Source organism: Candidatus Liberimonas magnetica, assembly GCA_020523885.1.
GTDB classification, from domain to species: Bacteria; Elusimicrobiota; Endomicrobiia; order Endomicrobiales; family JAFGIL01; genus Liberimonas; species Liberimonas magnetica.
In genome coordinates, this window is the sequence record JAJAPY010000007.1 from 17,431 (window position 1) to 30,199 (window position 12,769).

12 protein-coding genes are annotated in these 12,769 nt (G+C 41.7%); all 12 read left to right on the top strand.

The features are described from left to right. Positions 1–251: 251 nt before the first annotated feature. The 12 genes from aspS to ybeY all read left to right on the top strand — a co-directional run bounded on the left by aspS (position 252) and on the right by ybeY (position 12,768). Positions 252–2,024, top strand: a complete 1,773-nt coding sequence (aspS, locus tag LHV68_06980; protein MCB4791615.1) for an aspartate--tRNA ligase — start codon at positions 252–254, stop codon at positions 2,022–2,024. A gap of 45 nt (positions 2,025–2,069) precedes the next feature. Continuing rightward, on the top strand, positions 2,070–2,465 hold the full coding sequence (locus LHV68_06985; protein MCB4791616.1) for a response regulator: 396 nt from the start codon (positions 2,070–2,072) through the stop codon (positions 2,463–2,465). A gap of 26 nt (positions 2,466–2,491) precedes the next feature. After that, positions 2,492–3,685 (top strand): HAMP domain-containing histidine kinase, encoded by a 1,194-nt coding sequence (locus tag LHV68_06990; protein MCB4791617.1) that lies wholly within the window; start codon positions 2,492–2,494, stop codon positions 3,683–3,685. A gap of 21 nt (positions 3,686–3,706) precedes the next feature. Then, on the top strand, positions 3,707–5,623 hold the full coding sequence (gene glgB / locus LHV68_06995) for a 1,4-alpha-glucan branching protein GlgB (GenBank protein MCB4791618.1): 1,917 nt from the start codon (positions 3,707–3,709) through the stop codon (positions 5,621–5,623). 112 nt (positions 5,624–5,735) lie between these two features. Continuing rightward, complete coding sequence (locus LHV68_07000; GenBank protein ID MCB4791619.1) at positions 5,736–6,365, top strand: CsgG/HfaB family protein; 630 nt, start codon at positions 5,736–5,738, stop codon at positions 6,363–6,365. Positions 6,366–6,661: 296 nt separating this feature from the next. Beyond that, positions 6,662–8,341 (top strand): diphosphate--fructose-6-phosphate 1-phosphotransferase, encoded by a 1,680-nt coding sequence (locus LHV68_07005; GenBank protein ID MCB4791620.1) that lies wholly within the window; start codon positions 6,662–6,664, stop codon positions 8,339–8,341. Between the two features lie 254 nt (positions 8,342–8,595). Beyond that, positions 8,596–8,838 (top strand): AbrB/MazE/SpoVT family DNA-binding domain-containing protein, encoded by a 243-nt coding sequence (locus LHV68_07010; GenBank protein MCB4791621.1) that lies wholly within the window; start codon positions 8,596–8,598, stop codon positions 8,836–8,838. Next, positions 8,835–9,233 (top strand): type II toxin-antitoxin system VapC family toxin, encoded by a 399-nt coding sequence (locus tag LHV68_07015; GenBank protein MCB4791622.1) that lies wholly within the window; start codon positions 8,835–8,837, stop codon positions 9,231–9,233. The genes LHV68_07010 and LHV68_07015 overlap by 4 nt, the downstream gene beginning before the upstream one ends. A gap of 17 nt (positions 9,234–9,250) precedes the next feature. Next, positions 9,251–9,592: a hypothetical protein gene (locus tag LHV68_07020; GenBank protein MCB4791623.1), complete on the top strand. Its 342-nt coding sequence runs from the start codon at positions 9,251–9,253 to the stop codon at positions 9,590–9,592. Positions 9,593–9,812: 220 nt separating this feature from the next. Beyond that, the gene (locus LHV68_07025; protein MCB4791624.1) at positions 9,813–10,793 is read left to right on the top strand and encodes a PhoH family protein; all 981 of its coding nucleotides are present in this window, start codon (positions 9,813–9,815) and stop codon (positions 10,791–10,793) included. After that, positions 10,786–12,294, top strand: a complete 1,509-nt coding sequence (locus tag LHV68_07030; protein MCB4791625.1) for an HDIG domain-containing protein — start codon at positions 10,786–10,788, stop codon at positions 12,292–12,294. The genes LHV68_07025 and LHV68_07030 overlap by 8 nt, the downstream gene beginning before the upstream one ends. A 27-nt stretch (positions 12,295–12,321) precedes the next feature. Beyond that, positions 12,322–12,768: an rRNA maturation RNase YbeY gene (gene ybeY, locus LHV68_07035; GenBank protein MCB4791626.1), complete on the top strand. Its 447-nt coding sequence runs from the start codon at positions 12,322–12,324 to the stop codon at positions 12,766–12,768. Position 12,769: the final 1 nt, after the last annotated feature.

Below are 12,769 nucleotides of genomic sequence, written 5' to 3' on the forward strand. Positions count from 1 at the left end.
TATTATATCATCCTAAAATAAAATGGTCAAGGATTTTTATCAAAAATGTTGTTGAAAAAACCTTTCATGGCCATGATTAAAAGATTAGTTAATGGTGTTTCAATTATCCAAAATTGACTATAAACTATTTTTTTGCTAAATTAGAACATCTGAAAGATGTTTGATCACAATGATTCCAAAAACAGATTACAGTGATTACAAGGCTAATACAGAATAATCATTGCAATCAATTATATAAAGGTGTGAATCTTATGAAAAGAACTAATTATTGCGGCAGCTTAAGGCAGGGCGATATAGGGAAGGAAGTAACCCTTTGCGGCTGGGTACATTCAAGGCGCGACCATGGGGGAGTAATATTCATTGACCTGAGGGACAGGGAAGGCCTGGCGCAGATAGTTTTCCAGCCTGAAGAAAAAGAGATATTTGCTGCGGCAGAGAAAATAAGAAACGAATTTGTGCTTGCCGTAACAGGGCTTGTGCGCCAGCGGCCGGCAGGGACTGAAAACCCCAACATGCAGACAGGTCAGGTCGAAGTAGTTGTTGATGAGCTAGAAGTAATAAATAAAGCTCCTGCACTTCCGTTCGAGATATCGGATTATACAGAAACGTCGGAAGAAATGAGGCTTAAATACAGGTATTTGGATCTGAGGCGGCCTAATGTAGCTAAAAACTTTATTTTGAGGCATAAGATACTTCAGGAAGTCCACCAGTATCTTTCAAAAGAGGGTTTCCTTGAAGTAGAAACACCGTTCTTGACAAAATCCACCCCTGAAGGCGCAAGGGACTTTCTTGTGCCTTCACGTTTAAACCCGGACCATTTTTTTGCCCTGCCCCAGTCACCCCAGCTTTTTAAACAGATACTTATGGTAGCGGGTTTTGACAAATATTTTCAGGTTGTGCGCTGTTTCAGGGATGAAGACTTAAGAGCCGACCGGCAGCCTGAGTTTACTCAGATAGATCTTGAGATGTCGTTTGTAGACGAAGAAGATGTGATGTCTGTAATCGAAGGGCTGGTTGCCGACATCTTTAAGAACGCATTGAATATCGAATTAAAAGTACCGTTCAGGCGCTTACCGTACTCCGAGGCGATGATGAGGTTCGGCTCTGACAAACCTGACCTCCGTTTCGGCATGGAGATAGCAGACCTTACTCAGGAACTAAAAGCCTGCGGATTCAAAGTTTTTTCAGGCGCCATAGAAAAAGGCGGAGTGGCCCGCGGTATTTGTGTTCCAGGAGGAGATAAGTTTTCCCGCTCTGAAATAGATGAACTTACAAAATTCGCAGCTATCTATGGGGCAAAAGGGCTTGCCTGGATGAAAGTTACGGACAAAGGCCCGGAGTCCAACATAGTCAAATTCTTTTCAGCCCCTGAACTTGAAGCTATACAGAAAAAACTGGGGGCAAAAGCCGGAGACCTGCTTTTATTCCTTGCTGATAATGAAAAAATCGTCGCAACCGGGCTCGGAGCCTTGAGGCTAAAACTCGGGAATACCCTGAAACTTATACCAAAAGAAGAGTTCAATTTTCTCTGGGTAGTGGATTTTCCGCTTTTTGAATGGGATAGTGAAGAAAAACGCTGGAATGCTATGCACCACCCGTTTACTTCGCCGAAAGAAGAGGATATCCATCTTTTAAGCGAACAGTCAAAGGCAGGGGCCATGCGGGCAAGGGCTTACGACATCGTTTTAAACGGTGTAGAGCTGGGCGGCGGTTCGATAAGGATACATAAAGAAGAAGTCCAGGAAAAACTCTTTAGTATGTTAAATATAAGCCAGGAAGAAGCAAAGGAAAAATTCGGTTTTCTTCTTGAAGCTCTTTCTTTCGGCGCGCCCCCGCACGGAGGCATAGCCCTCGGTTTTGACCGTTTATGCGCTCTGCTCCTGGGAGAAGAATCTATCCGTGAAGTCATAGCTTTTCCGAAAACCCAGAAAGGCATCTGCCCGCTTTCCGAAGCTCCTGGAGTAGTCGCAGAAAAACAACTAAAAGAACTTAACATCAAAAGCACTGTAATCAAACCTGCCTAAAATATATTTGATTTTTCCAGTAATTTAAAAGGAGGAAAGAAATTTATGAAAAAAGTATATATCGTAGATGACGATAGGGACATTGTTGATTCAATTTCGATAGTGCTGAAAAGTTCGGGTTATGAAGTCAAGGCTCAGTATGATGAAGAAAACCTGATAAAAAATGTTGAATCGTTCGGGCCTGATCTTATTATATTGGATGTCATATTCCCTGAAAGCGACAGCGCAGGGTTTGATATGGCAAGGCAGTTAAAAGACAGTAAGTCAACAAAAAATATCCCGATACTGATGCTTTCTGCGATAAATGAAAAAGGCAATTACGGCTTCACTTTTTCAAATAGAGACAGGGATAATTCCTACCTCCCCGTAGAAGAATTTATTGAAAAACCTATAATGCCGGGCGACCTTATAAAAAAGGTAAAAGAACTCATAAAAAAATAATCTTTCAAAAACCATAAAAGAAAAACATGAATAAGTCGATAGCAAGCATTTCTTTAGTAGGTGCCGGCAAAGGCGGCAAAGCTTTGCTGATGGATCTGGTAAAGATTCCAGGAATCAGGATCAAATATGTTTATGATGTCGCTTCCGATGCGGAAGGGATGGTCTTTGCAAGAAAGCAGAAAATAAAGACATTTACAGGCAGGAACTTGAATAAGATACTTTCAGACCCGGAGCTTGACCTGATCCTTGAGGTAACAGGCAAACAGGATGTCTACAATTATTTAATCAAGAACAAGCTCCCTTCTGTGAACATATTGAGTTCTTCGGCAAGTAAAATAATATTTTACTTTATCGACGCTCAGCAGCATATTACAAACGAGCTCGAAGACTATAAATTGACCCTCGAGCACAGGATCCTAGAAAGAACGGAAGAGATAAAACGTGCCAACCTGGAACTTGAAAAAAAGGTTTATGAGTTCGAGAAACTGAACGAAAAACTCCAGCAGATCAACGATGCAAAAACAAAGTACCTCCTTCAGGCGACACATCAGCTTAAAGCACCGTTTGCGGCAATACAGAGTTATATTGAAGTGCTTTTAAACGGATATGCAGGCAATATACCAGAGATGGCTTTAAGCATCCTCAACAAGGTAAAGGTAAGGTGCGATCTGCTGTCAACATCTATCAAGAATATGCTTGAATTGGCAAACCTTAATTCATGCGTGATCGAAAATGTTAAGATGAAGACCGTCAAGCTTGATAAAATAGTGTCGGTTGTTGTGGAATCTTTTGCCGCTATGGCAGGGCAGAAAAAAGTAGCTATAGAAATAAAAAATGAAACAAAGTATGATTCCGTCCTTGGGAACCAGGAGCAGATAAAAATAATGGTAGCTAATATTATTGAAAATGCGATAGTCTATTCTTTTGAAAATACCGTAATTAATGTGGCTCTGCAGGATTATAAGAATAATAAGGTAGCCCTGATAATAGCGGATCACGGGATAGGTATCCCGGAAGAGAATGTAGACAAGATCTTTTTAGAGTATTTCAGGTCGAACAATGCGGTAAAAAACCATGAGAACGGAACGGGCCTGGGCCTTTCAATAGTTAAACGTATCGCGGACATACATGATGCGGAAATAGAGGTTAAAAGCACGGTCGGTTCGGGCACGGAAATAAAAGTTATTTTCAATAGATTAAAAAAAGGCAGCGGCAGGTAACATGCCTCCGGAGAATTGAGAATGGATAATTTTGTAAGAGCATCATCGCTTATGCAGCCTAATGATGAATATCTTTTTAAGGAAGGAAGCCATTTCAGGCTTTATAATATACTCGGCGCGCACTTAATTGAAGTTGACGGAATGAAAGGCGTGCAATTTGCAGTCTGGGCCCCGAATGCGGAAAAGATCACAGTTATCGGAGATTTTAACTTCTGGGATAAGGAAGCCCATCCTTTAAAAGCGCGCTGGGATGGTTCGGGGATATGGGAAGGTTTTATACCTGGCCTGGCGCAGGGCAGTATCTATAAATATTTTATAACTTCCCGTTTTAATAACTACAAGGTTGAAAAAGCCGATCCTCTGGCGTTCCATTACGAAACACCGCAGAAAACCGGCTCTATCGTATGGGGCCTGGATTATAAGTGGAATGATGCTGAATGGATGAAAGACAGGTTTAAAAAAAATAAATTTGCTTCTCCTTATGCTGTTTATGAAGTGCACCTTGGCTCATGGCGCAGGGTTCCGGAACAGGGGAACAGGCCGCTCAATTACAGGGAGACTGCCCACGAGCTTGCAGACTACTGTAAAGACATAGGTTTTACTCATGTGGAGTTCTTGCCTGTTATGGAGCATCCTTTTTACGGGTCCTGGGGTTATCAGACACTCGGGTACTTTGCCCCGACAAGCAGGTTCGGGACACCGCAGGACTTTATGTATTTAGTCGACTATATGCATCAAAACGGGATAGGCGTTATACTTGACTGGGTGCCCTCCCACTTTCCTTGCGACCAGTACGGGCTTTCATTTTTTGACGGGACGAACCTCTACGAGCATGAAGATATGAGAAAGGGTTTTCATCCTGACTGGAAAAGCAGCATATTTAATTATGACAGGAATGAAGTAAAAAATTTTCTTTTGTCAAGCGCGTTGTTCTGGCTGGATAAATACCATGTTGACGGTATAAGGGTCGATGCTGTAGCTTCCATGCTTTATCTTGATTATTCAAGGAAAGAAGGGGAATGGATGCCGAATAAGTATGGAGGCAGGGAAAATATAGAGGCCATAGAGTTTTTAAAACGCTTTAACCATGTCGTTTTTGAAAATTACCCGGATGTGCAGACGATAGCCGAAGAGTCAACTGCCTGGCCCATGGTTTCAAAGCCTACCTATATGGGGGGCCTGGGTTTCGGCATGAAGTGGAATATGGGCTGGATGAACGATATGCTTAAATATTTTTCGGTTGACCCGCTGTTCAGGAAATATCATCAGGGGCAGATAACTTTCAGTTTTCTTTATGCTTTCGCGGAAAATTTCGTGCTGCCGTTCTCTCACGATGAAGTCTGCCAGGGAAAAGGCTCCCTGGTAGGCAAGATGCCGGGCGATGAATGGCAGAGGTTTGCGAACTTAAGGGCCTTATTAGGGTACATGTACGGCCATCCTGGCAAGAAGCTTCTTTTTATGGGGTGTGAGTTCGGCCAGGTAAGGGAGTGGAACCATGACGAAAGTCTTGAGTGGCATGTACTTGGCTTTCATTTTCATAAAGGCATTCAGGATTGGGTTAGGGACTTGAACAAAATGTATAACTCAGAACCTGCGCTTTATGAGTTCGATTCTTCGTGGGAAGGTTTTGAATGGGTAGATTTCAGTGACAATGACCAAAGCATAATAAGCTTCATAAGAAAATCAAAAGACAGTAAAAGTATTGTGCTCTGCGTATATAACTTTACACCTGTATTAAGACAAAACTATCGTGTAGGCGTTCCCAGGGGAGGTTTCTGGAAAGAAATGCTTAACAGCGACGCTTATAAATATTGCGGCGAACAAAGAGGTAACCTGGGCGGTTTTTATGCAGACTGGTGGCATGCACACGGCAGGCAGTTTTCTTTAAACCTTACTATTCCGCCCCTCGGCGCAGTGTTCATGAAGAGCGAAATTTAAGGGCTGTCAGCTGGACATCTACGTAAATCTTGACAAGGTTTTGTCAAATATGTAGATTATTATCGTTAATAAGACGTTGTCTCTAAATAAAAAACTTAAGGAGGAGGTTCGTATGCTCAAAAAAATCTTTATTCTGGCGATGGTTGCGGGTTGTTTGGCTGTTGATTCATATTCTAAGGATATCCCCTTTGAGGAAAGGACTATAGCGGCTGTAATGCCTTTTTCGTATCACGTGGATGAGTACCCTCAATATGAAAAAAGCGTCAGCGGGATCGCAGATGCCCTGGCTGTCGACCTTTTGAAAACGAATAAGGTCAGGCTTCTTGAACGCACGCGCATAGACGACGTTTTAAAAGAGGTAGCGTTAGGACAGTCAGGAGTTATAGACAACGCAAAGGCGATTCAGGCCGGGAAGCAGCTCGGCGCCCAGCAGGTTATCCTCGGCTCGATAATTGCCCTTTCGATCAGGGAAGAAGGCCGCAGCGTCAAGATAGCGGAAAAAACAACAAGATGGGTAGAGATCCAGGCAGAGGTGCGCCTCGTAGATGTTGAAACCGGGGAACTGCTCGCGACAGGAAAAGCCACCAACAAAGTATCGAGCGCCGAGAAACACGCTTTCGGCGGAAAGATCGGGAAACTTGCGACCCCGGAATCCCTTGTTCAACAGGCCTTAGAGGGGCTGGGTGAAAAACTTGCAAAAGACCTGGCAAAAAGCATAAGGCCTGTCACTAAGAAAAAATAATAAATACAAAAAAGAAATTAAAAAATATATTTTAAAAAGCCACATTCAAAAAATGTGGTTTTTTATTTATGAGTCCGGTCTAAAAGGTGCCATTCCCAGGAAAATGGGAATCCAGTAAGGCAGTGTCCTGCGAATGATTAGATTCCTGCTTTCGCAGGAATGACAAAATCAGGTTTTTAAAGTGGGCTCATTTAAGTATTAAGTAGCAATAATTTGAAAATAATAACAAAATTTAGTATATTACACTTCAACATTTAAGACATATCGTCTAATTTATGTAACAAGGGAGAAAGTATATGCAAAAAAAGCAGATATCCGAACTTCAAAAAGAAAGGGCAAAATTCAAGCCCATACTCCCGTCAATATATAAAAACGGGCCGTCAAATGTTTTGGGCAAATTAGGAAAACCGACTAAAAGCATATCCAATGAAGAGACAGTGCAAAAGCTGTTCCCGCACACCTATGGATTGCCTATAGTAAGTTTTGTAAAGGGAAAGAACACTGCCCTGGCAAAGAAGGCAATAAAAGTAGCCGTAGTCCTTTCAGGAGGCCAGGCGCCCGGGGGGCATAACGTGATCGCAGGTATTTTTGACGGGATCAAAAAAGCCAACCCAAAAAATAAACTTATCGGTTTTTTAGGAGGGCCTTCAGGGATAGTAGAGAATAAATGGAAAGAAATAACCGCGCCGCTAATGGATGAATACAGGAACACGGGCGGGTTTGACATAATTCAGTCCGGGCGTACGAAGATAGAATCTCCGGAACAGTTTGAGAAAACCAAACAGACTATCCTGGACAATAAGATAGATGCCCTGGTAGTCATAGGCGGAGATGATTCAAATACTAACGCCGGCCTTATTGCTGAATATTTTAAAAAAGAAGGAATGGAGATAAGTGTTATAGGCGTACCCAAGACAATTGACGGGGACCTGAAAAATGACCAGATCGAAACATCTTTCGGGTTCGATACGGCAACCAAGGTCTATTCCGAGCTTGTCGGAAACACCTGCAGGGACGTGAATTCCGGGCAAAAATACTGGCACTTTATCCGTCTTATGGGAAGGAGCGCATCGCATATCACGCTTGAGGTCGGGTTTAAGACTCAGCCTAACATAGTCCTTATCGGAGAAGAAGTTCTCGCAAAACAGATGACGCTTGCCCAGGTCGTTGATCAGATAGTTGAGGTCGTTATTAAACGGGCGCAATTAAATAAGAATTTCGGGGTAGCCCTGATCCCCGAGGGGTTGATAGAGTTCATACCTGAAATGAAAGAACTTATCACGGCTCTAAATGATGCTTTGGCCGGTAATGAAGAAAAGATAAATTCTCCGGCCAGCCCGGAAAATAAGAAGGATTTCATCTATACTCAATTGCCGGTCCACCTTGCGAACCTGATGAGGTCATTGCCGGGCAATATAGCCTCCCAGCTCATGCTTGAGCGTGACCCTCACGGGAATGTCCAGGTATCTTTGATTGAGACTGAGAAACTACTAATTGATATGGTAAAGATGAAACTTGCAGAATATAAGAAAACAAATAATTATACATGTAAATTTTCTGCGGTTACGCATTTTTTTGGCTATGAAGGCCGGAGCGGTGCCCCGTCTAATTTTGATGCAGCATATACTTATGCACTGGGTTATAATGCAGCCGTGCTTGTGTTGAACGGTTTTACCGGCTATTTATCTTCGGTAAAGAACCTTATAAAACCGTCAAAAGACTGGGAGTGCGGCGGTGTGCCTCTTACGATGATGATGAACATAGAAAGAAGAAAAGGCAAGGAAAAGCCCGTTATACAAAAAGCTTTAGTAAAACTTGACGGGGCACCTTTTAAAGAACTGGTAAGAAACAGGGAAGCCTGGGCAATGACCGAGAGCTACTTGTTTCCGGGCCCTATCCAGTATTTCGGGCCTTCCAGTGTAACGGATCTGACGACAAAAACGCTTGTTTATGAACATATGAAGAAAAAGCGGTAATACCGGCAGAAGAAACACAATATTAAATATAGAACAAGAAGTTACCTCCGTACAGAAAGTCCAGAACTTTTCTTCTCGTGATAACGAAAGCCACTTTCGATGCGTGTTTGAAAATGGCTTACCTAATCCAGCGATAAAATCAAATAAATACTACACCTAACAATAGGTAGTACATATAATAATAGTAATACTATAAAATACTTGACATACAATATGTAATATGTTATACTTTTATTGAAAAGGAGGATATTACTATGATGACCACGATAATGACAACCAAAGGACAGATAGTTATCCCGTCAAGAATTCGCAGGCATATGAACATCAAGAAAGGCTCAAAGCTTTATATTGAAGAAGAGGGAGACAAGATAGTTATAAAACCCATGAATACCGAGTACTTTAACAATCTTGCCGGAGTTTTGCAGACAAAGGGCAAATTAACCAAGACTTTGATCGAAGAAAGGGTTAAAGAAAGAGAAAAAGAGGGGCATAAATGATAAAAGTATTAGACTCCCATGCATTAATGGTATTCTTGGAAAAAGAACCAGGATACGAAAAAATGCAACAGATTTTTGTGCAAGCGGCCGAGAAAGACAACCATTTATTAATGACTAGCGTTAATTTCGGAGAAATTTATTACATTGTACTCCGCGAGTGCGGAAAAGAAAAAACCGAAGAGGTGGAAAAGGTAATCGCTTCTTTGCCTATCCATATTGTTGATGTAAATATTGAGTTGGCCAAAGAGGCCGGGAAGTTAAAAGCTATAAATAAAATGTCTTATGCCGATTGTTTCGCGGCAGCATTGGCAAAAGTCAATAAAGGCGAGCTTATAACCGGCGATAAAGAATTTAAACAAGTAGAAAGCGTGTTGAAAATTCATTGGCTTGAATAAAACCATAAGAGAATTCTATGAAAGAATTATGCCTTAAACTAGCACAAGCAGTTTCTGAAGATGAAATAGAGCAGATAATAAATAATGATTGTATCTTAAGAAATAATGAAAATTGGAGACGTTACGGTTCTATTAACAATATTGGAACAGTTACCGGGCAATCTCCACAAGCAGTTCCTTCCTTAGTGGAAAAGATTACCAATTATATAGATGCTTTATTAATCAAAGCTTGTAAAGATCACGGGGATAATCCCGAAAGTCCAATAAGCCCTAAATCAATGATTGTATTTAATACTAAACTGTTCACTGAACGCCTCTGTTTTAATCGCTTTTTATATGAACTAATAACTCCGAACTAATAACCTAAGAACTCATTTCTCTTGATACTACTCCCTCCGGTTTAGTCTTGCTTTTCCTGTCATTTTTTAGTTTAATATTATATAAATTATATGTAATATCATAATAGCACAAAGCATGATTGTTTGGTGCTATTTTTCATTGGTAGTATTAGAAGGAATTTTGCAATTTTCAATTTGAAATTTGAAATTAAATTAGCGAACAAAGTGAGCCTAACTTGATATGGTTACAAAAAAGATATTTTTAAAAAGTTCAGATGAAGTCTTGCATCTTTTAGGCCAGCAGGACGAGAACTTAAGAAGGCTTGAAAGGGATTACGGAGTACAGATCTTCGTGCGCCAGGGCGGCAGTACGGGCGATTTCTCTCTGGTAGTGCGCGGCGGCAGCGGGAAAGTCGACAAGGTATTGTCCCAGCTTGAATGTATGAGGGAGAAAAGGAACGATTTTCCTTCTCTTGAAAAAGAAAAAAAGCCGCTCCACGTAGTACAGCCGGTCCAAGCCGGGTCAGGCGTGATCTACGTTACGTATCAAGGAAAAAACATAAAGCCGCGTTCAGAACACCAGAAAAAGTACGTAGAGTACATAAACAAATATGACATAGTAATGGCTGTAGGCCCTGCAGGAACCGGGAAAACGTTCCTTGCGGTTGCCTGTGCCCTTGATTTTTTACAGTCCGGAAAAGTAGGTCGCATTGTCTTAACCAGGCCTGTGGTTGAGGCTGGGGAGAAGCTCGGGTTCCTGCCGGGCGACCTTTACGAAAAGATAAACCCGTACCTAAAGCCTCTTTATGACGCATTTTTTGCCATGCTCGGGCATGAGAAGTTCAGATTCCTTAAAGAAGACGACGCTATCGAGATAGTCCCTCTTGCCTATATGAGAGGCAGGACCCTCGACGATGCATTTATTATACTTGATGAAGCCCAAAACACCACTACGGAGCAAATGAAGATGCTCCTTACAAGGATGGGAGCCGGCAGCAAGGTAGTTGTTACGGGAGATGTCACCCAGATCGACCTTGAAGCAAAAAAACAGTCCGGGCTTGTTATGGCCCGGAAGGTTTTAGACCTTGTTGAAGGTATACGGTTCGTAAATTTTTCTGAAGAAGATGTAGTGCGGCATGAACTTGTAAAAAAAGTTATCAAAGCTTATGAGAAATGGGAAACAGGAGAAAATCAACAAGTTTCCGAAGGGAAATATGTTTAAAAATTCTTTTATTTCATCATTCAGAAAAGTTCTTCTCGGTCTGCTTAAGTGGACAGAAAAAGTCCAGGACGTCCAGTCCGTGGTAAGAGGCAAACAGAATTTATGGCAGAAAGAAATAGTTTTGCCTAAACTTCTGATTTCAACGGTAAGTTTTATAATCGTCACCGGGATCCTTGTCCTGGGAATAACTTTCTCGCCTTTAAAAATAATAGGGCTTATATTCCTTCTTTTAATGTGCTTTATATTTTTGAGCTTGTACCTGCAAAAGGACAGGGCGTATCTTTTGGAAGACAGCGAAGCGCTGATGCTTTTGGCGATAGTTTTTATCATAGCTGTGTTCTCCATGCTGATCTTTAAAGTCTGGAACCTGTTTGAAAGGCCGATGATAATGGCTACTCCTATGGCGGCTTTTGCCGTGATCATAGGCATCTTACTCTCTAAAAGGCTTGCGGTCGTTGTTTCTATCATATTATGCGTTATTTTATCTGCTATAAATGATTTTAATTTAAGGTTTTTCTTTGTTCATTTTTTCGGTTCTTTGGCCGGCATATATTCTATCCCGATGATCCGTAACAGGGGCGATCTGACGAAAGTCGGGGTAAGGATTTCCCTTGTCAATGTTATGGGTATAGTCACCGTATGGCTTTTTTACAATAATGATGTTATTAATTTGAAAAATTTTTCTACGGATATTTCCTATGGGATCGCAAGCGGTATACTTTCAGTAGTTATTATCCTTGCCACTCTTCCTTACCTTGAAGTTTTTTTCTCGCGCACAACGAACATCAAACTGCTTGAACTTGCAGATTTTAACAGGCCGCTTTTAAAACGTCTTATGCTGGAAGCTCCGGGAACATACCACCATTCATTGATAGTAGCTTCCCTGGCCGAACAGGCGGCGGAAGCGATAGGGGCGAACTCGCTCCTTGCCAGGATAGGAGCCTATTATCATGACATAGGAAAGCTCGTTAAACCGGAATATTTCATAGAAAACCAGCAGACTATGGGAAATCCGCACGACCCTTTGGCTCCCAGCATGTCAAGCCTTGTTGTGATATCTCATGTCAAGGAAGGAGTTGCTTTAGCCCGTGCAGCCGACCTTGATAAAGTCATAATAGGCTGTATAGAACAACACCAGGGCACATCGCTGATACATTATTTTTATCACAGGGCGCTTGAGAAAAATGCCGATATAAATGCGGAGAATTTCCGCTATCCCGGGCCAAAACCAAAAAGCAAGGAAACAGCGATATTAATGCTAGCTGATTCAGCCGAGGCTGCCAGCCGTGCGCTCGACGACCCGTCGCCGTCCAGGCTAAGGGATATGGTGGAAAAGATAATTAACAACAAATTTACGGACGGCCAGTTTTCCGAATGCCCTATAACCCTTCATGACTTGAGCAATATAGCGGAGAGCCTTGTGCTGACTTTAAACGGTATATTTCATGCACGCATAGAATATCAAGAGTCAAACGGATCGGATGAGAAGAAAAAAGAATAAAAAACTTAGCAGGAACCCTCTATAAAAATGCATCTGCCGAATAATTATAAAAAAATCAAGATAAAAAGAGGCATAAATTTATTCAATTTCAATGAAAAATCAAGGCCCGGCCTTGCTAAAGCCGCAAAAAGGACACTGCTTGAGAAAAAATACCTGAAGCTCGGCGTGGTCAATGTAGTGCTGGTGGGCGATAAGGAGATAAAAAGATTAAATAAAAAATACAGGAAAGTTAACAGGGTAACTGATGTTATATCTTTTTTAGAGAACCAAAAACCGTTGTTCGGCGATATCTATATAGCAAAAGAAAGATCTAAAAGACAGGCGCTGCAGTACGGCCATACCTGGCAGGAAGAATTAATGTACCTTGTTATACACGGTATTTTGCATCTTTTCGGGAACAGGGACTATCTGCCGGCCCAGCGGAAAAAGATGTTTTCAAAGCAAGATAAGATATTTAAAGTGCTAGTAAATTAAA